At 68.0% G+C, this 19,761-nt stretch carries 12 protein-coding genes; 8 read left to right on the top strand and 4 right to left on the bottom strand.

Translation table 11 applies throughout. The features are described 5' to 3' along the window. Positions 1–257 precede the first annotated feature (257 nt). The 8 genes from NXI30_14675 to NXI30_14640 all read left to right on the top strand — a co-directional run bounded on the left by NXI30_14675 (position 258) and on the right by NXI30_14640 (position 14,467). Positions 258–2,624, top strand: coding sequence for a tetratricopeptide repeat protein (locus NXI30_14675; GenBank protein MCR9095463.1), 2,367 nt, complete (start codon positions 258–260; stop codon positions 2,622–2,624). Next, complete coding sequence (locus NXI30_14670) at positions 2,621–4,051, top strand: sulfatase-like hydrolase/transferase (protein ID MCR9095462.1); 1,431 nt, start codon at positions 2,621–2,623, stop codon at positions 4,049–4,051. Before NXI30_14675 ends, NXI30_14670 begins: the two co-directional genes overlap by 4 nt. 104 nt (positions 4,052–4,155) lie before the next feature. After that, a complete protein-coding gene (locus NXI30_14665) occupies positions 4,156–6,846 on the top strand; it encodes a TonB-dependent receptor (protein MCR9095461.1) in 2,691 nt (896 codons plus the stop codon). An 8-nt stretch (positions 6,847–6,854) separates the two neighbouring features. After that, positions 6,855–8,204, top strand: coding sequence for a hypothetical protein (locus tag NXI30_14660; protein ID MCR9095460.1), 1,350 nt, complete (start codon positions 6,855–6,857; stop codon positions 8,202–8,204). Further along, complete coding sequence (locus tag NXI30_14655; protein ID MCR9095459.1) at positions 8,201–9,226, top strand: hypothetical protein; 1,026 nt, start codon at positions 8,201–8,203, stop codon at positions 9,224–9,226. Before NXI30_14660 ends, NXI30_14655 begins: the two co-directional genes overlap by 4 nt. An 82-nt stretch (positions 9,227–9,308) precedes the next feature. Beyond that, a complete protein-coding gene (locus tag NXI30_14650) occupies positions 9,309–10,328 on the top strand; it encodes an MBL fold metallo-hydrolase (GenBank protein ID MCR9095458.1) in 1,020 nt (339 codons plus the stop codon). 33 nt (positions 10,329–10,361) lie between these two features. Beyond that, the gene (locus NXI30_14645; protein ID MCR9095457.1) at positions 10,362–12,350 is read left to right on the top strand and encodes a DUF3604 domain-containing protein; all 1,989 of its coding nucleotides are present in this window, start codon (positions 10,362–10,364) and stop codon (positions 12,348–12,350) included. A gap of 65 nt (positions 12,351–12,415) precedes the next feature. Then, complete coding sequence (locus tag NXI30_14640) at positions 12,416–14,467, top strand: DUF3604 domain-containing protein (protein MCR9095456.1); 2,052 nt, start codon at positions 12,416–12,418, stop codon at positions 14,465–14,467. 57 nt (positions 14,468–14,524) lie between these two features. Here NXI30_14640 and NXI30_14635 read toward each other — a convergent pair whose 3' ends face one another. The 4 genes from NXI30_14635 to NXI30_14620 form a co-directional block, all read right to left on the bottom strand. Continuing rightward, a complete protein-coding gene (locus tag NXI30_14635; protein MCR9095455.1) occupies positions 14,525–16,126 on the bottom strand; it encodes a hypothetical protein in 1,602 nt (533 codons plus the stop codon). Further along, positions 16,123–17,472: a class I SAM-dependent methyltransferase gene (locus NXI30_14630; GenBank protein ID MCR9095454.1), complete on the bottom strand. Its 1,350-nt coding sequence runs from the start codon at positions 17,470–17,472 to the stop codon at positions 16,123–16,125. Before NXI30_14630 ends, NXI30_14635 begins: the two co-directional genes overlap by 4 nt. Positions 17,473–17,534: 62 nt before the next feature. Further along, positions 17,535–17,777 carry a hypothetical protein gene (locus NXI30_14625; protein ID MCR9095453.1) on the bottom strand — a complete coding sequence of 81 codons (243 nt, stop codon included), beginning with the start codon at positions 17,775–17,777 and terminating at the stop codon, positions 17,535–17,537. 400 nt (positions 17,778–18,177) lie between these two features. Continuing rightward, on the bottom strand, positions 18,178–19,695 hold the full coding sequence (locus tag NXI30_14620; protein ID MCR9095452.1) for an amidase family protein: 1,518 nt from the start codon (positions 19,693–19,695) through the stop codon (positions 18,178–18,180). Positions 19,696–19,761 lie beyond the last annotated feature (66 nt).

The raw sequence follows: 19,761 nt of genomic DNA, 5'->3' as shown, positions 1-19,761 counted from the left end.
GTCACGCGGGTATCGACACTGCCGTGCCGGCCCCGGTACATTGCGGCCATTCTATGAGGGGCCGTTCTTCGTTGTCTATAAAAAAGTGGTTCCGGATGGGCGCCCTGGACGGGACTGCACGTCACTTGTCTCTCCTGCCCCTCTCGTACAGGATTCCCCCGCGGGCTGTGCTCCTCGCTGCGTTCTGCGCGGCTCTGACGCTCCCAGGCTGCGACTCGGCCGACGAGGCTCCCCTCGGGCCGGACCCCCGGATCGTCGTGCTGTCGATCGACGAAGCCCGCGACCTGATTCGGGATCAGAAGTTCGAAGAGGCGACCGAGGCTCTTCGCCCACACGTCTCCGTGCCCAACCCGACGACCCAGGCGCTGGTCCTCTACGGTCGGGCGCTGATGGGTTCCCAGCGCTGGAGCCTCGCGGTCTGGCCGCTGCAGCGCGCATCGGAAAGGGACGATGCCCCGCCGGGAGTCCCCCGGATGTACGCGCAGGCACTCGTCGCCGGGGGCGACGAGCTGACCGCGGTCGACTACACGACGCGCTACCTCGAGGAGGTCGACTCCGAGGACCTGCTGCTGCGGGACCTTCGCGCGAAGGCGTACGAGGTGTCGCTCGACTACGAGCGGGCCGTCGACGATCTCGAGATCCTCGCTGCCGAAACCCCCGAGCACGCGGCGATCCTCGAGCGGCTCCTCAACACGCTGATCCAGATCGAGGACTGGGACGGAGCGCGAGAGCGGATTCGGGAGATCGCGACGATCCTCGAGCGCACGGGCGCGTCGCAGGACTCGCGCACCGTCCACTGCGCGACGGCGTCCCGGTTCGAGAAGTCCCGGGGCGAGATGGAGGCCGCGGAGCAGTGGCTGGACGAGTGCCAGGAGGCGTTCCCGGCGGACCCGAATCTGGCCTTCGCGCGCGAGGAGCTCCTCGATGCGACCGGGCGCTCCGACGAAGCGACTCGGATGCTCGCCGCGCTCGTCGAGGCGTATCCCAAGCGTCAGATCCTGCGCCAGGGGTATGCGGCGCGGCTCGGTCGACTCGGGCAGCTCGACGAGGCCGAGGCCGTCCTGCAGGCGGGGGTCGACGCGGACGGCCACATGAATTCGTGGCTCGCCCTCGCGAATCTGTGGCTCGCGCGGCGCGACCTGCCGGGAACGGTCGAGGCGCTCGATGCCGCGATCGAGGCGGCGATGGGCCAGCCGGCGGACGATCCGGGACTCGAGTGGGGACGCATGAACCCCGACAGCCGCTTCGGGATCGCCGATGTCTACGTCCGGACGGGCGAGTTCGATCGCGCCGAGCGGATCGCTTCTTCCCTCGACGAAGACGAGCCGTCGATGGCGGCACTGATCCGCGCGCGGATGAAGCTCGAGCAGGGCCAGCCTCGTGAGGCACTCGACGCCTTTCTCGAAGCCTTCCGCACCTTCGCGTCGAACCCCGCCGCTCGCTACCTGGCGGGCCGGGCCGCCGTCGAGGTCGGCGAGTTCGAGCTCGCCCTCGATCTCTATCAGGACGCGCTGCGATCCGATCCGCACGCGACCGACGCCGGGCTCGTGCTCGGTCAGATGTTGGTGGCCGAAGGGCGAGTCAACTGGGCGATCGACTCGATCAGCTTCTTGATCGCGCGGGCAGGGCACGAGCCCTTCGCGCTCCGACTGCTCGCTCGCGCCGCCGCGGCCGGCGGCTTCCACGAGTACGCAAAGAGCGTTCGGGACGAGCTCGTCGGGAACCTCGAGTGGGCCGGGTTGGCCCATGCCGATCACGCGGGTGACCTCTCGCTGCTTGCGGGCAACGAGGAGGCCCGGGCCTACCTCGAGGAAGTCGACGCGCTCTTCGAGCCCAGTCACGTCGAGGCCTTCTGGGCCTGGATCGCGCTGGCGCGCGGGACCCCCGACGAGGACGCGGCGATCGCTCGTCTGGAACGGTTCGAAGCCGACCATCCGGGCTCCTTCGAAGCGGCGCTGCTGCGCGGTCGACTCGCGGCCCAACGCGGCGAGATCGAGGCGTCGATCGAGTCGTTGGGCAGGGCGGTCGAGATCAACCCGCTGCATGCCGTCGCCTTGACCGAGTACGGTCTGGTTCTGCTCGAGGCGGAACGCCTGGACGAGGCGATCGGCGTACTCGATCGCGCGGCCGACCTCGAGCAGCGCGATCCCCGCCCCGCGTTCGCGGCCGCCGAAGCGCTCTTCGAGGCCGATCGCCTCGACGAGGCCGAGGCGCGCCTCGAGGCGATCCTGATTCCGCACCCGTGGCACGGTCGAGCGGCGATGACGTTGATCGACATCGCGAAGCGACGGGGAGACCGGTCGAGTGACGAGGTCCACATGCTCGCCCGGCGTGCGACGCGCTACCACCGGTTCTCCGGCGGACGCGCCTTCTACGAACGGGGTCTGATCGAGCTCGAGCGCGGCGATCCGGAGAGCGCGCTCGTTCAACTCGAGCGTGCCGTGGCCCTCCATCATCCGAGTGCGGACGCGCGCGTTGCGATGGCCAGGGCGCTCGATCAGCTCGGGCGGGACGGCGAGGCTCGGGGACAGCTCGAACGGGCGCTCGAGTCGGAGGCGCTCACGGAGCGCGAGGCCGCGCGCGCACTGCTCGACTCGCTCGGGCGCGAGGAGGAGAAGGGGTGAGCGCGCAGCTGGGGGCAGTCGAAGGGGCGTGGGTTCGGTTTCGGCCGCATGGTCTGTGGGGGCTCGTCTGTCTCGCACCGTTCCTCTGGGCGTGCAGCGAGGTCGACGCACCTTCCGAAGGGGATCTCTCTTTCGACGATCGCCCGGTCGGTACGCTCCAGGACGCCGCTTCGTTCCCTGATCGCTCCGACCTGAACGTCCTCTTCATCCTCGTGGACACGCTTCGCGCCGACCGCCTCGGCAGCTACGGCTACGAGCGGGCGACCTCACCCGTTCTCGACTACATCGCGGGGACGGGTCTCCGCTTCGCCCGGCACCGCGCGCAGTCGAGCTGGACGAAGGCTTCGATGGCTTCGCTCTGGACCGGTTTCTACCCGCAGCGGGCAGACGTCTTGACCCATCGCGACGCGGTCCACGAAGAAGCCCGCATGCCGGCGGAGGTCTTCACCGACAACGGCTTCTACTCGGCGGGTATCTGGCGGAACGGTTGGGTCGCACCGAACTTCGGGTTCCGGCAGGGCTTCGACATCTACATGGCGCCTCGTCCGAAGCAGGCGCCCAGCGCGATGCGCCGGAAGCCGATCGCGGGCCGAATCGACGGAACCGACATCGACGCCGTGTTCTCGGCCAAGGAGTTCCTGCGAACGAACCAGGAACGTCGCTTCTTCCTCTACGTCCACCTGATGGACGTTCACCAGTACATCTCGACCGAGGAGACGGCGATCTTCGGAACGTCGCTCTCCGATGGCTACGACAATTCGATTCTCTGGGAGGATCAGCAGATCGGCGAGATCGTCGCGGAGCTCTACCGACTCGACATGGCGGACCGGACGTTGATCGTCGTGGCTTCCGATCACGGAGAAGCCTTCGGCGAACATGGCCTCGAAGGTCACGCGCGGGACGTTCACAACGAGGTCACGCACACACCCTTCATCATCGGCTTCCCGTTCCGACTGGATCCGGGGCTCGTCATCGAACTCCCGACCGAGAACGTCGACATCTTTCCGACCCTCTACGAGCTGCTCGGGCTCGAGGACGCACCGGAGATGGACGGCAAGTCGCGCGCGAACTGGATCCTCGGCGACTACACGCCGGATTTCCCGGCTCGCGACTACGCGCACCTCGACCGGACGTGGGGCCGGACGGGGCAAGACCCCGACCCGATCGTCGCCGTCACCGAAGGCACCCGACGTCTGATCCACGACGTGAACAACCCCGATTTCGACCGTCTTTATGACGTGAAGTCAGACCCCCGAGAAATGCGGAACATTGCGGCGGACGAACCGGATGTATTAAAAAGGCTCCGCTCTGCGGCCGAGGACTACCTGGCCCTGCCGCCCGCCTGGGAGGGCGGCGCTCCTGAGATCGAGCTGGACGAGATGTCGCTTCGCCAGCTTCGCGCGCTAGGCTACTCGATCGAAGAGTGATACACAGGAACCCTCGGAGGTCCCCCCCATTGGTGAACGCGCCCGTCACCACCGTCGAATCATGCTCTCGATTCGCGTCATCAGTCGAGGTGGCGCGTTGCGCGATGCGGCCGGGGTCACCCGTCGTTCGCCTTGGGCACCTCGAGCACCTCGGGCACCTCGTGCGGATCTTCGCGGTCTTCCTGCTGGCGATGGGTGCGTCGGGTCAGGCGCGCGCACAAGCCGAGGACGACCCCTTCGCCGGGATCGAGGAGATGGTCGTCGTCGGGACGGGGGCCAGCAGCCTCTTCCAGGGACAGGAAGTCTCCGCGATCGCGTTCGACTCGGACTACCTCGAGGCGATCGGCGCCAGCGACATCTCCGACGTCGCTCAGTTCACGCCGAACCTCGAGATCCGAACGCCCTTCGCCGCGTCGAACCCGACGCTCTTCATCCGCGGTGTCGGTATTCGCGACTTCAACGCGAACTCCTCTTCTTCCGTCGCGGTGTACAACGACGAGATCTTCATCAACTCCGCGGCGGCGCAGCTGGCCCAGCTCTTCGACGTCGAGAACATCGACGTGCTGCGCGGTCCGCAGACGACGACCTACGGCCGAAACGCCTCCGCGGGAACGATCCGTACGATCGCGCGCAAGCCGACCGGCACCCCGGGCGTGACGGCGTCGGTCACCTACGGACGCTTCAATGAGCTCAGCTTCGAGGCGGCCGTCGAGAACGTGATCATTCCGGACATGCTGTCGATGAGAACGGCGGCACGCTGGAACCAGCGCGACGGGACGACGAAGAATCGCTGCGCGGATCAGGACTACGCGAACCCGATCGGCGGCCGCATTCGCAACCTGCTCAATCCAGTGCAGCAGAATCGCGCCCTCATCCAGTCCGTGCATCGAGAGTGTTACAACGCCAATAACATCGATCCCGCGCAGTCGCCGCCGGCCCCGAACTTCACCGTCGGCCAGGCGGGCGGCGTGAAGGAGTGGGTGAACGACACCCGGAACTGGGGCGCGCGAACGATCATCCGCTTCCAGCACGAGTTCCTGGACATGGACTGGCAGCTGAATCTGCACGGCGGGCAGAATCGCGGTGATGCGCGCCAGTTCCAGCTGGTGGCGACGAACCAGAACTTCTCGCAGGACGAGCCCACCCCCTCCTTCGACGGTGACGCGGACCAGTACTTCGACGCCGACAATCGGCTCTTCACGTCGAACCTCGGCGCGTTCGTGCCGATCACCAGCCCCTTCCAGGGCAACCCGTTCGAGGGGGACTACAACTCCGTCGAGAAGGAGAAGATCGATCTCTTCGGCGCCAGCCTGACGGGGCAGATGACCTTCGGCGACTTCGAGCTCATCTCGATCACGGGATACGAGTGGAACAAGCGAAGTACGAAACTGAACCTCGACGGGAGTCCCTACGCGAGCCTCGAGCCGAACCTGAACAACAAGTCCTACCAGCTGACCCAGGAGATTCGTGTCGACTGGGACGCGGGGGAGGGCTGGGCGTGGCAGCTCGGCGGCATGTTCCTCTATGAGACGCTGTCGATCGGTTGTGGTGGCTACGCGGGCAACGGTGGATCGCGGGTGCCGAGCGGAGCGCCGGGTGGCGGCGATGTCCTCGTCCTCGGGCGCAGCTGCTCGACGCGCTTCCAGATCAACCAGAACCTGCCCGAGCTGAACCAGACCTACACCCAATTCACCCGCTACGGCTCGGCCTGGTACAAGCTCGAGTGGGAGCCGGCGGAGACCTTCTCGATCAAGGGTGGCGCGCGCTTCAATTACGAGGAGAAGGAGCTCAACCTCCTCGTCCAGAGCTGCCAGTTCATCGTCGGCCCCCTCCCGGACGGATCGAATCGCTGCCCGCCGGTCGAGGACAACGGGGTCATCCGGTCGCCCGGCCGGGCCAACGCGGCCGCCAAGGAATTCGGCTGGGCCGGTGACGTGATCGCGACCTGGAGTCCCGCGGCGGACGTGAACTTCTATCTCCGCTACGCGCGTGGCTGGAAGGGACCGGCGATCAACGGCGGCATCACGAACGCGAGCAACCGGGAGGACGCCAGCTCGGAGCTCGCGACGCCCGTCAACCCCGAGATCATCGACTCCGTCGAGATCGGTCTGAAGGGCGAGTTCTGGAGCAACCGGATCCTCTGGAACTGGGCGTTGTTCTACTACGACTACCAGGATCTCCAGGTCTTCCAGCTCCGGAACAACGGCGGCACGGTCCCGGTCCAGGAGCTGATCAACGCGGGCGACGCCGACATCCTCGGCTTCGAGATGGAGGTCGACGTCAAGCCCTTCGAAGGCTGGGCGCCCCCCATCTTCGAGGGGATCTGGATCCGCGGCACCTTCGCGTGGCTCGACAGCAAGTACACCGACTTCGTCGTGACCCAGATCGTGAACGTGCCCGGTGATCCGCTCCCGACGACCCAGGTCCAGATCACCGACTTCACGGGGAACCAGCTGGTCAACTCCCCGGAGTTCTCGTTCATCGGCTTCGTTGCGTGGCCGTTCGGCGGGGACTGGGGAATCATCGTGCCGCGCGTCGACTGGTCGTTCAAGGACAAGGTGTACTTCGGTCCCGGGAACGTCGACCTCGCGAGCCAGGACGCGCTCTGGCTGTTCAATCTGGGCATCACCTACAAGAGCCCCGACGAGACCTTCGAGTTCTCCGGCCGGATCGAGAACCTGACCAACCAGGCCTATACCCTCGACGTGTTCAACCTCTCGCGGCTCCGCGGCTCCGTGCTTCACGCGATCGGCGATCCGCGGACGTACAGCCTCACGATGAAGGTGAATTTCTGATGCTCGCGATGTCGGTCGTGGGATTCGGGTCCGCGCGGCGGTCCGGATGGCGTCTGGCCCGACGCCGGATCACCGAGCTGACCCTGCTCTGTCTGACGGCGGGTGGATTCCTCGGATGTGACGCGCCGGGTCCGGACGGCGCCGCTCCGCTCGAGCTCGACGCAGAGCAGATGCGGGTCGAGGTCGGCAAGATGCTGCGCATCACCGACACCCTCGACCGGCACCGACGGATGGTCCAGCTGATGGACTCGATCGACGAGTCGAACCTCCAGGGGGCCGCCGACGCCTACGTGGAGAACGTCGGGCGGGTCGATCCGCACGAAGCACGACTCTTCGCGAATCGCTGGTCGAAGATCGATCCGCAGGCCGCCGTGTCGGGGATCCTGGCGTGGCCGTATCCGCGCTCCAAGAACCAGGCGATCCTCGAGGCGGTTTTCCAGTGGGCGATCAACGGCGGGGGCGAGGAGGCGCGCGCGTTCGTCGATCCCCGCTACGAAGGCTCCGCCGGAACCCTCCGGTCTCCGACCAAGTTCATGTATCTCGCCGTTCTGCAGGGACTCGGCGTCGCGAAGGACTGGGACCAGCTGACGGACATGCTGGTGGACGCCGAGGAGGACGGCGATCGCGAGCTCTGGATCACCGAGGTGATGATCGAGATCAATCGGGTCCACGGGCTCGACACGACCCGGGAGTGGCTCGACTCGATCCCTTGGGATGCCGGCGGCAATCTCAAGATTTCCACGATGAAGCGTGGGCTCCTCTTCGTCGCGGGCCAGGACTACGATCGCGCGGCCCAGTGGTACGAGAAGATCGAAGCCGAGAATCCGGAGAAGGCGATCGAGGCCATGCCGCAGGCCGTCCAGGCCCGGGGCGCCTCGAAGCCCCGCGACGCGATCGGCTGGCTGCGGGAGCGGCCGGAGACGGGCGTTCGGGACGCGCTGATCCGCGAGATCATGGTCGGCTGGCTGGCCCGTGACGCCGACCGCGAAGCGGGCGAAGCCTGGATCCGCGCGAACCTCGGCGACCCGATCATCCAGCGACTGGGCGTGGTCCCCCTCGCCAACCACCTTCTCGAGAGCCTGCGCTTCGTCGAAGCGGCGGATCTCGTTCGCGAACACGCCATGGAACCGCATCGTTCCCGGGTGCTGGCCACGGCCTTCGTGCGGTGGGGCCAGGTCGATCCCGGCGCCGTCGATGCCTACATCGAAGAGCACGGCGTCTCCGAGGAGATCGCTTCCAACTACCGGACTCGCTTGGCGCAGAAAGCCGTTCGTGTGAAGCGCCGCGGGAGGGAGAACGTGGTGCCTTCGGTTCCGACCTCTCCCGGTCAGGGCGCGCAGGAGGGACCGCAGGGATGAGCTTACGGCAATTCTCGATGGTGCTCTTCGCCGCCGCTGCGGTCCTGTTCTCGAGCGTCGCTTTCGCCGCGGACGACACGTCGACGCCCGGCGTCGTCGGGGATCGCGGGCGATCGGCGGACGAGCCCGCCGATCCGGCCGAGGACGAATCCGGCCGGGAGGAGTTCGGGTGGAGCCCGGCTCTCTCGTTCGGTTTCGGGGCCTATACGCAATCGCTCGGTGGTGATACGTCGACGACGGATACGGATTTTCCGCAAGAGACCGGCGACTCGTACATCTCGGTCGCGCTCTCCCTCGAAGGCAAGCTCTACACCCCACTGCAGCTGGACGTGCCGTCGAAGCCGCGGCTCTTCCTCTCGGGCGGCGTGCACATTCCGCTCGCCGAGGAGCTGATCGCCGAGCGGATCGACGCGGAGCTCATCAACCGCTACGCCCCCGGCATAAACCAGCTCACCAACCCGGACGACTCGGCTTTCGTGCAGGCGGAGTTCGCGGCGCTCTGTGCCGATACTTCGCCCCAGGCCGGCAACCCGACCGTGAATCCGTTCTCGCGGATCGAGTCGTGCGGTCTTCGGATCCGGAACCAGGTGACCATCGACGCGATGTGGAGTCTGGGCTTCGGCATCGAGTTCGAGGTTCCGATTCCGGCGCTCGACACCGCGATTCGCCTTCGGCCTGCGGTCGAGTACTACGGGATGTCCATCCAGACCGTCGGCGATTTCACGCGGACGAACTCGGGTATCTCTCTCGACGACCTCATCGAATCGGCCAATTCGGTCGGGGATGCCGAGCTCTACCACGGGATCAGTCCGTCGCTCGCGATCGCGGCCGACGTCTACGAATCGGGTCCGTTCCGCTGGAGCATGTATCTCCAGGGGCGTGCGGTCTTCTTCCCGGACGATCCGGCCTTCGGCTCTCAATCCTCGCTGGGAACGGGCGCAGTCGCGTTCGCGACCCGAGCGGACGATCTCGCCTTTCAGATGAACGGTGGGATCCAGGTGCAGTGGACGGGCAAGCGCTGAGGGCGTGACGCCACGTTCCTGGGGATTCCTCGGGTCTCCCGGTCGTTCGACGCGTCGCAGGGTCCCGCCTACCGTCTTGTCCATGCTTTTCCGCACCCTGTTCGCGATCGCCGGTGTGGTCGTGGTGGGCCTGGTCGCGACCGGCACCTACCTGCTCAACACCTACGAGGACCTGCCGGTCGACCCGGCCTGGGAGCTCCCCTCGGTCGACGTCGTCCCGCCCGGCGCCGTCAGCGTACGATTCACCGGGACGTCTACGCTGCTCTTCTCCGACGGCGAGACGAGCTGGATGGTCGACGGGTGGTTCACGCGCGTCGGTGCGCTGCCCATGCTCGGCGGCACGATCGAGCCCGACGTCGAGGCGATCGCGCGCGGCCTCGAGCGGAACGCGGTCGAGCGTCTCGCGGTCGTGATCCCGGTCCACTCCCATTTCGATCATGCGATGGACGCACCCGAGGTCGCCAGGCGGACCGGCGCGCTGTTGCTCGGCTCGGAGTCGACCGCGAACATCGGGCGAGGCTGGGGCCTCGAAGAGTCTCGGATCCGGGTGGCCGAGGACGGTGAGCCGGTTCGGTTCGGCGCGTTCACGATCACGCTCATCCATACGCGGCATTTCGAATTCCCGGATCCCGCCGTTCGCGAGCGCGCCCTCGCGGATCCGAGGATCGACGCGCCGCTCGTGCCGCCGGTCGGGGTCTTCGACTACAAGGTGGGCCAGCCCTACGCGATCCACGTCGTCCATCCGAAGGGACGCTTCCTGATCCAGGCGAGCGCCGGCTTCATCGAGGGAGGCCTCCGCGACTTTCCCGCGGAGACCGTCTTCCTCGGCGTCGGTGGTCTCGAGACCCAGACCGCGGACTACCGAGAGCGCTATTGGCGCGAGACCGTCGAGTCGATCGGCGCGAAGCGCATCATCCCCATCCACTACGACAGCCTGACGGGTCCGATCGAGGGTCCCTTCACCGGTGAGGTCAAGGCCGCCGCCTTCCTGTCGGCGGGCGGCGACACGATGCTCGCGTTCCTGCGCGAGAAGATCGCGGCGACACGAGGTCTCCAGATCGGAACGCTGCCGCGCTATGCGCCGGTCGTACTCTTCCGGTAGAGGCCCGCGACCTCCGAAAGGAATCCCAACGTCATGAGGCGCACGCTGTGCTCCATCGCGCTGTCGGCCGTCTTCTCGGCGGGCTGCGGCTTCGACCCCGGGCTCGAGGACTGGGAGACGCCGATCGGCCCGGCTCGCAGCCAGACGATCGCGCCCCGCGAGCCCTGTGCGGATCGGGATCCCCTTCGGCGCCCCTTCTACGGGGATCTGCACGTACACACGGGGGTGTCGATGGACGCCCAGCTGCACGGCACGAGAACCACGCCGGACGACGCCTACCGCTTCGCGAAGGGCGAGGAGGTCGCGCTCGCTCCTTTCGACGAGCAGGGGCGTGCCGAGCGCCTCGCGCGACTCGATCGTCCGCTGGACTTCGCGGCGGTGACGGACCACGCGGAGTGGATGGCGGAGACCGCGCTGTGTCTGGATCCCGCTTCGGCGGTCTACGACACGCGCTCGTGTCGGATCTACCGATCCGAAGAGAGCACGCTCCTGGCGACGGTCCTCGGCCTGAAGGGGTTTCGCGCGAAGGTGCTCGGCGTCGTCGACCTCGACGGGCGAAATCGCGAGGTCTGCGGCGAGGACCTTTCCCGCTGTCGCGCGCGGCTCGGCACGGTCTGGGCCGAGAATCAGCGGTCGGCGGAGCGCCACTACGACCGAAGCGCGGCCTGCTCCTTCACGACCTTCCACGCCTGGGAGTACAGTCGCTCGACCGCCAGCACGAAGATCCACCGAAACATCGTGCTCCGGAACGAGATCGGCCCGGAGCTCCCGCTGTCCTGGATCGACACCCCGAACGAGGCGCTTCTCCGGGAGCGTCTCCGCGATCTCTGCCTCGACACGGATACCGGCTGCGAAGCGATCGCGATCCCGCACAACCCGAACCTCTCGAACGGTCATCAGTTCGCGCTGCCCTGGCTCGAGCTGCCCCGGGGAGAGCAACGCGAGGCCGCCGCGCTCCGAGCGCGGCTCGAACCGATCGTCGAGATGATGCAGGTGAAGGGCGAGTCCGAGTGTCGAAACGGCTTCGCGGGCGTGCTCGGGGGCGAGGACGAGTTCTGCGGCTTCGAGAAGATCCGCGATTGGAACGAGCCGGCGGAGGATTGCGGTGACGGCGTCGGCGAGGGCGCGCAGAAGGCCAGAGGCTGTACCTCGCGGGTGGACTTCGTGCGGTATGCACTCGTCGAAGGGCTCGCCGAGCAGGCACGGATCGGCGTGAACCCCTTTGCCTTCGGCTTCATCGGCAGTACGGATACCCACCGCGGTACGCCGGGCGCGACGGAGGAGTCCGACTTCGTCGGCAAGTTCCCGCCGTCGGACGCGCAGTCGATGCTCACGATCGGCGAGGCCGTGAGGCCGCGGATCTTCCAGAATCCCGGTGGCCTCGCGGGCGTGTGGGCGGAGGAGAACAGTCGCGATGCACTCTTCGACGCGATGAAGCGGCGGGAGACCTTCGCGACGAGCGGGCCGCGAATCGCGCCGCGCTTGTTCGCGGGCTGGGATCTGCCGGAGGATCTATGCGCGGCGCCCGACGGCTTGGCACGCGCCGACGCGATGGGCGTCGCGATGGGGGGAGATCTTCCTCCTCTCCGGGGCGACCGGGGGCCGGCCTTCTTCCTGTCGGCCATGCAGGACCCGGGGACGCCCGAGCGTCCCGGGACCTCGCTCCAACGGATCCAGATCGTCAAGGGTTGGGTGGGCGACGAGGGCGAGTTCCATCAGTCCGTGGTCGACGTCGCCGGTGGTCCGGATCCGTCCGCAGGCGTGGACCCGGCGACGTGCGCGCCACGAGGGCAGGGCGCCACGGCGCTCTGCTCGGTGTGGCGCGATCCCGACTTCGATGCCGGGCGCGCGGCGGTCTACTACGCGCGGGTGCTCGAGAATCCCAGCTGTCGCTGGTCGGCGAGGCTCTGCCTCACGCTGCCCGAGGACGAGCGCCCCGACGGCTGCAGTGATCCTCGGGTGCCGACGACGATCCAGGAGCGCGCCTGGACGTCGCCGATCTGGTACTCGCCAGCGTCGTAGCCGAGGCCGAAAGGCCGATCGATTCGAGGGTGCTCGCGCCGCGTACTGCCCATAGACTCTCGGGTATGTCGACCCACGCGCTTCGCATTCCGTTCTTCCTGACGTTCGTCGCTGCGCTCCTCGTCCCGTCCTTCCCGACGTCTGCGCAGAACGAGGCGTCGGCTGGCGCGGACGCCGAGCGGCGCTACTCCGAGGAGCGCGCGCCCTGCGCCGACCACGATCCGCTTCGCAAGCCGATGTTCGGCGATCTCCACGTCCACACCGCCTACTCCTTCGATTCCTACATCTCGAGTCAGCGGAACGAGCCCGACGACGCCTATCGCTTCGCCAGGGGCGAGCCGATCACGCTGCCGAACGAGGACGGCGAGCAGACGGTTCGGGCCCAGCTCCAGCGCCCCCTCGACTTCGCGGGGATCACCGACCACTCCGAGTATCTCGGTCCGATCGACGTCTGCACCCGGGACCCGTGGCGTCTCGGCTACTGGTGGCCCCATTGCGTGATGACCCGCTCGAATCACTACTGGACGCAGCTGCTGGCGGCGAACTGGTGGACGACCCTGGGCGGGATCCAGACCGAGGAGGTCAGCCAGAGCTTCGCCTGCACCCTCTCCGACTGCGACGAGGCGGCGACGAGCGCATGGGATCGGATCCAGGCGGCGGCGGAGACCCACTACGACCGGTCCGAGGACTGCGCCTTCACGACTTTCGTCGGCTACGAGTACACCGACGCGCCGAACGCGGCGAACATGCACCGCAACGTCATCTTCCGGAACGCCAGCGTCCCGGCGAGTCCCGTCTCGACCTACGACACCGGCCCCTACAACTTCCCGATCCTCTGGGAGCTGCTGCAGGAGCGCTGTCTCGACGCCGGGATCGGCTGCGACGTGCTCGCCATCCCGCACAACCCGAACCTCGCCGCGGGGCTCATGTTCCGCGATCCGCAGACCCCGCGCGAAGCGACCGATCGGATCAAGTTCGAGCCCGTGATCGAGCTGACCCAGCACAAGGGCGCCTCCGAGTGTCGCTTCGATCGCCTCGAGGGACGCGGCCTCCTGACCGAGGACGAGCTCTGCACCTACGAGCAGGTCGTCGCGGACAACCTGAGCATGCTCGGTTCGGTCCACGGTGAAGTCATGACCGAGCAGGCGGCCCCCGTTCCCCTCGACGAGTTCCATCCGCGCAACATGGCGCGAAACGCGCTCAAGGCGGGGCTCGAGCTCGGCCGAGATTCCGGGACCAACCCCTTCGTCTTCGGCTTCATCGGCAGCACCGACACCCACAGCGCGACGCCCGGGAGTGCCGAAGAGGACAACTACGTGGGTCATCTCGGACGTCGGGACGCGGGCTACCGGAACGTCCAGGACCACTTCTTCTCGAACCCGGGCGGGCACGCGGTGGTCTGGGCCGAGGAGAACAGCCGGGACGCGATCTTCGACGGGATGCGTCGCAAGGAGACCTACGCCACGAGCGGGACGCGGCCGATCGTCCGCTTCTTCGCGGGGGCAGCGCTCTCGGAAGATCTCTGCGGCGCGCCGGACATGGTCGCTCGAGCCTACTCCGAGGGCGTTCCGATGGGCGGGCGGCTCGAGGTCGAGGCCACCGATGCATCACCGCGCTTCCTCGTGAGCGCGCTCAAGGATCCCGGGGCGCCGGGACATCCGGGCACCGACCTCCAGCGCATCCAGATCGTGAAGGGCTGGGTCGGAGCCGACGGATCGAGCCGGGAGCGCGTCTACGACGTTGCGGGAGAAGCGGACAACGGCGCCTCGGTCGATCCGCAGACCTGTGCGCCGACGGGTTCAGGGGCGTCGAGCCTCTGCGACGTATGGACCGACCCGGACTGGAACGCCTCGGACTCCGCGTTCTACTACGTGCGTGTGCTCGAGAATCCGACCTGCCGCTGGAGCACCCTCCAGTGTCAGGCGGCCGGCGTGAATCCGTTCGCGGCGTCCTGTGCCGTGCAGGCCGAGGCGGCGACGGCGGCCGCCCATGAGCGGGGCGCGCAGGGGGACGTCTACGGGAAGTGCTGCCTCGACCCGGAAGCGGAGCCCTTCTATTCGCCGATCCAGCAGGAGCGGGCGTGGACGTCGGCGATCTGGGTCGAGCCGCGATCCTAGGCGCTCGTCGGGCGCCTGGGGGCTGGGCGCGTCGAAGACTTCCATGCGCGCCCGGTGCTACGGCGCGTCGGTGCCCGCCACGCGCCCGGGGGCGTCGTCCGAGCCCGGCGTGAGCACGGAGAGACTCGAGCCGTCGAGCAGGCTCGGCAGCGACTCCTTCGCGTCGAGGGGCAGGTCTCGCGTGAGCGGGCTCCGGATCGCGAAGATCGCGTCGTAGACGTCTCGGACGTGGGGCCCGGTCTCGTCCTCGCGGTCCACGTCCCTGAGCGGGAGGAGCGAGATGCGCGAACCGTGATCCCCCTGGACGAGGATCGTCGCGTTCTCGAGCCGCCCCGCGCGGTCGAGGGCGTCGAAGAAGTCCGCCAGCCGGTCGAGGGTGCAGGCCATCTGCTCCGCGTACTGCGCGTACCGGATCGCTCGCCCGGCCTCGTCGTTGCTCTTCAGATAGCGCGGGTGGTTCGACAGCCACCGGTAGGGATCGCGGCGGATCTCGCAGCTCGCGTCGAAGACGTAGGGCGAGTGGGGCACGAGCAGATGGGCGAACCAGGTCGCGTCGGCGGGTCCGGAGAGCACGTCGCGCTCGAGCTGCTCGAGGGCCTCCATGCCGTTCAGGGGCGCCAGGGTCCCGTTCCAGGCGAGGATCGTCGGCAGTTCGAGGCCTGCGTTCGCGAGGGCCCGGTGCGTGCGCCGCACGCGCTTCATCACGAATTCGATCCAACCCTGCCGATTGCCGTAGATGCCGAGCAGGATCCGGGTCTTCGAGCTCGCGTCCCACGCATCTCCGTCGAGCCACCCCATGCCGTCGTGTCGGTAGGTGCGGCAGACGGCGAGCTCGACCGGGGCATGCGTGCAGAAGTCCATGTAGTCGGACTGGACGACACGAAGCGCGCCCCGCGCGCCTCCCAGGCGCTCGAAGTAGGCGTTCTGCTCGAGGACGTAGGGGTGCTTGCCGCTGTAGATCGGGTTCTCCGGGTCGAGCGTCCCGAAGTTCAGGACGTCGGAGATCGAGTCGACCGACGAGTAGTAGGTCGCTCGGGATCCCTCGGCGACGCTGAACCCGTACCGGTCCATGAACCCGACCAGCCGTTCGCGCTGGGCCGCCGTCGCCTCGAAGTCCATCGGCATTCCGGAGGGGCCTGCGAACTCGTCCAGCAAGAGGTGGAGGTAGAGCCCTTGGCCGACGGCGGTCGCTTCGGACGTCGCGACGTCGTCGGCTCGGTCGGACGCGGGGACCGCGCTCGTGCCCGGGAAGAGCACCATCGACGCGAGCACCGTGGCGAAGGTCGCCAGCAGGATCCGCAGCACGTTCTCGCGCATGACCCAGAAAAGGGCGCCCAGGCCGACCGCGACGGCAACCAGAACGAGACTGCCGATTCCGGGCATCTGGAGGTCGAGGAAGAAGGCGACCAGCACGCCCAGCAGGACGGCGCGACGGCGGCGCTCGATCCCGCCCAGCGCTGCGGCGCAGAGAACCGCGGGAACCGCGAAGACGACGGCGGAGTAGACGATCGGGAGCGGCGAGAAGACGTCGCCGTGGATGGAGGCGAGAGAGTAGACGGGGATCCAGAGGATCAGGAAGCAGAGGATCGTGCGGCCGAGCAGGTCGGAGGATCCGGATGGGCTCTCGGGATTCTCGGACCCGGGGCTCGGCTCGGTCATGCCGCTCCGTCTTTCGTACGGAACGTGATCAGGTGGCGCGTGGACAACGCCTCGACGCGGACGATCTCGGCGCGCGCGCCGAGCGCGTCCAGGAAGGCCTCGAGCGAGTAGTCGTCGAAGATGTCCTCGCGCATTACGAGGAGCTTCTTCACCATCGGGTCGTCCTTGTCGACGAACTCCACGACGCCGCTCCGGCCGACGGAGGTCAGCCAGGCGGCGACGTCGTCGAGAGGCACGTTCTTCGCGATCGCGAGGTGGTGGACGAAGGCGAGGGCGAAGACCGCGTCCGCGGGGCCTCGGTCTCGCATCCCCTCGCGTTCGCTCTCGGCCCATCCCTGATTCGGCGCCGGGTTGGCCGCGTCGAAGTAGAGCGACGTGAAGGCGAGCTTCTTCGTGCGGCTCCGGTCGAATGCGGCTGCGAGCGCGCCGTCGTCGAAATCCCAGCCGACGACGTGCTCGGCACCGCTCTCGAGCGCGAGCTCCGAGTAGTCGCCGCTGTTGCAGCCGAGGTCCCAGACCATCTTCGGCGAGAACTCCCGGACGAAGCCCTCGATGATGTCCCGCTTGCGCTGGGTCTCTTCTTCGACGTAGCTCGTCTGGCCGGCGTAGTCCTTCCAGACCGTGGTCTCGTCCGCATCCTTGGGCTCGAGGGTTTCGATCCAGGACCGGAGCTTCGCGAACATCCGCTCGAGCGCGGCGCGGGGCAGGGTGGCGCGCTCGAGGCTCTGCTTGTCGACCTCGAGGCCGCTCGACCTCGCCGAACGGTCGAAGCGAGCGGGGAGGACCAGGTGGGTCAGCACGCGGAAGGAGAGCTTCTGGCGGAAAGAGAGCATCGCGACGAGGTCCGCGCCGGGGATGCCCTCCAGGCGCCCGCGATACCAGCTGTTGTGCGCGATCCCGAACATCGAGCGAAGCAGGAGGGGCGCCAGGAACTGCTCGGTGAACTGGCGATGGCCCGCCCAGTACTCACCCTCCTGGTATCGGCGAAAGGAGAGCGTGTCGATGAAGATCGGTTCGGCGCCGATGAACTGGACGTTGTAGGCCGTCGCGTCGGAGAGCATCACATCGCGGGCCAGGCCCTCGATCTGGAGATCGAGGTGCAGGAGGGCGGCGACCTTCAGCTGCGCGAACGTCCACTCGTAGGGATACGAGACGACCGGGAGGCGAGGGTGCTCGACGACGACGCTGGCTTCGGGGTCGACGCGGTCGTGGGTCTCGCGATCGACCGGTGTCGCGGCGATCACTCGACCGGCCCGGACCATGTCGTCGTAGAAGCCGGAGTCGCGGACGAACTCGAAGTCCTCGATTGCCCGGTCGGTCACGGTCCGGAAGACGCGACCGTCCACGAGATGGACTCGACCCGAAGGATCCCGAAAGGATCCCGGCACGCGACCTTCGTCGGATCGGGTCATCTCGGTTCGGGCGTCTCGGAGCTCTCCGGGCTGGCCTCGCTGGCCGAGGAGTCGGAAGAAATTCCGAAGAACGCCTTCACGCGAGCCCAGTAGAGGTTGAGCACCACCATCGCGCCGGCCACACCGCCGAGCAGCAGCTGGAGGATCGTGGAGCCCGTGCCCGGGTCGAGGTAGGCGTGGGCGGGCGAGGCGATCGCCAGGACGAGGAGCGCCGCGACGACGCCCGTGGACCTGGACATGGACGCCGATCGCCTACGGAACGACCGATCCGTCGCCCCGGACTTCGTTCGCTGTTCCGGCGCATCGAACCCGTTCTCTGCGTACGTCTGCCTGGCCATACCGCTCGGTCCCCCCGACTCTGGAAGCATCTTCCTGCCGTCGAACAGACTACCGAATCGAGGCCCCGAAAGCCGGAGCTCCCCCTGCGTCGAGGGCCCGGAGGGGTCTCGACGAGGCTCGCTCGCGCCCTCCGCGTGGGCGTGAGCGCCGCTGGCGTCCAGGAGCCGGGTATCCGACGCGAGTCCGGACTGGTTTTCCGATGAGAACTGGTCCGCCGCACCGGAGGCGGGGCATCCCGCCCCGCCCGCCCCCCTTGCGACCCGCGGCCGGACGCCGAGGCCCCCTCGGGCGAGGGGCCGGCTAGGCCGGGCGGCGATCGGCCCAGGGACGAGCTGCCTCGAGCTCGTAGGCGAGCGCCAGTAGCCGTCCCTCCTCGCCGTGACCCGCGACGAACTGGCTGCCGATCGGGAGTCCGTCAGTGGTCCAGCCGAGGGGCACGGACATTCCCGGGTGTCCCGTCGCATTCCAGATCGGGGTGTAGGACACGTAGTCGACGAGGGGCTCGAAGACCTCGTCGAAGGGCTGGGTTCCAGCCTGCTCGCCGATCCGGAGCGGCGGTCGCCGCAGCACCGGCGACAGCAGGACGTCGAACTCGGCACGCTGGGCGTCGATCCGGCCGCCGTAGCCCTCGAAGAAGTCCACCGCCCGGGTCATCGCCCCGTCGCCCGCACGCGCGAACCGCTCGGCCATGCCGAGGGTCACCGGTTCGAGCACGGCTTCGGGATCGAGGCCCTGCGCCCGGACCTGCTCCAGGATCCCAGCCGGGATCGAGCACCAGAGATCGAGGAAGTGTTCGAGGAATCGGTCGCCCTCGAAGTCGATCGTCGTGGGAACGACCTCGTGACCGAGCTCGTCGCAGAGTGCCGCCGTCTCCTCGAGGCAGCGCTTCACCTCCGGATGCGCCTCGACGCCATAGGCATTCTTCGTGAAGAAGCCGATCTCGAGCCGCTGGTCGCTCGGACCTTCCACGAACGAGAGGGGGGCGAAGGGGGCTGCGGGGTCCGTACGCTGGACGACCGTCGTGTAGGCCGCGGTATCCCGGACACTCCGGCTCACGCTGTGCTTCACGCTGATGTCGACGGCGCGGGTCTGGGGCGCGGCGCGATTTCGCCCGCGGCTCGGCTTCAGTCCGAAGATGCCGTTGCACGAGGCCGGTACCCGGATCGAGCCGCCGCCGTCGCTCGCCTGGGCCATCGGGAGCATGCGCGCGGCGACCGCCGCGGCGGCCCCGCCCGAGGAGCCGCCCGCCGAATGCGCGAGGTTCCAGGGATTGCGGCAGACACCGAGCGCGGCGGGCTCGGTCGTCGCGGTCAGGCCGAACTCGGGGGTGTTCGTCTTGCCGAGGACGACGAAGCCCGCCTCGAGGACGGCCTCCGTGTGTGGCGAGCTCTCGGTCGAGACGAAGCCCTCGAAGAGCCGCGAGCCCATCGACTTCGGCGTCCCTTCGAGATCGTTCAGGTCCTTCAGCAGGAAGGGCACGCCCCGGAAGGGGCCTTCCGGGAGCGGGCCGGCCGCGCGGGCCAGGGCCCGTTCGTAGAAGGTGGTCACGACGGCGTTGATCGGGCCGTTCAGCGCCTCGATCCGATCGATCGTCGCCTGGACCATCTCCTCCGCGGTCGCCTGGCCGCTCCGGATGCGCGCCGCCTGATCGAGGGCATCGCCGTCGAGCAGGTCGTTCTCCGGCACGCGCGGGGCGGTGGCGCCGGTGGTGCCGCAGCCGGTCAGGGTCAGACCGGCGACGCCGACCGCGCCCAGGAAGCCCCGCCGCGAGAGCGAGGGCCTCTTCGTGTCCTCGTCGATCCGATCGTTCGCCGCCATCGCCACGGTCCCCCTGCTCGAAGCGCTCACCTGCGCGGCGGGATGCTAGGCAGCTCCGGCGGATCG

This window comes from bacterium (assembly GCA_024742285.1).
In the GTDB taxonomy this organism is placed as follows: Bacteria; Myxococcota_A; UBA9160; order UBA9160; family UBA4427; genus UBA4427.
The sequence above is the reverse complement of the archived record's forward strand: the minus strand, read 5'-3'. Positions and strand labels throughout refer to the sequence as shown.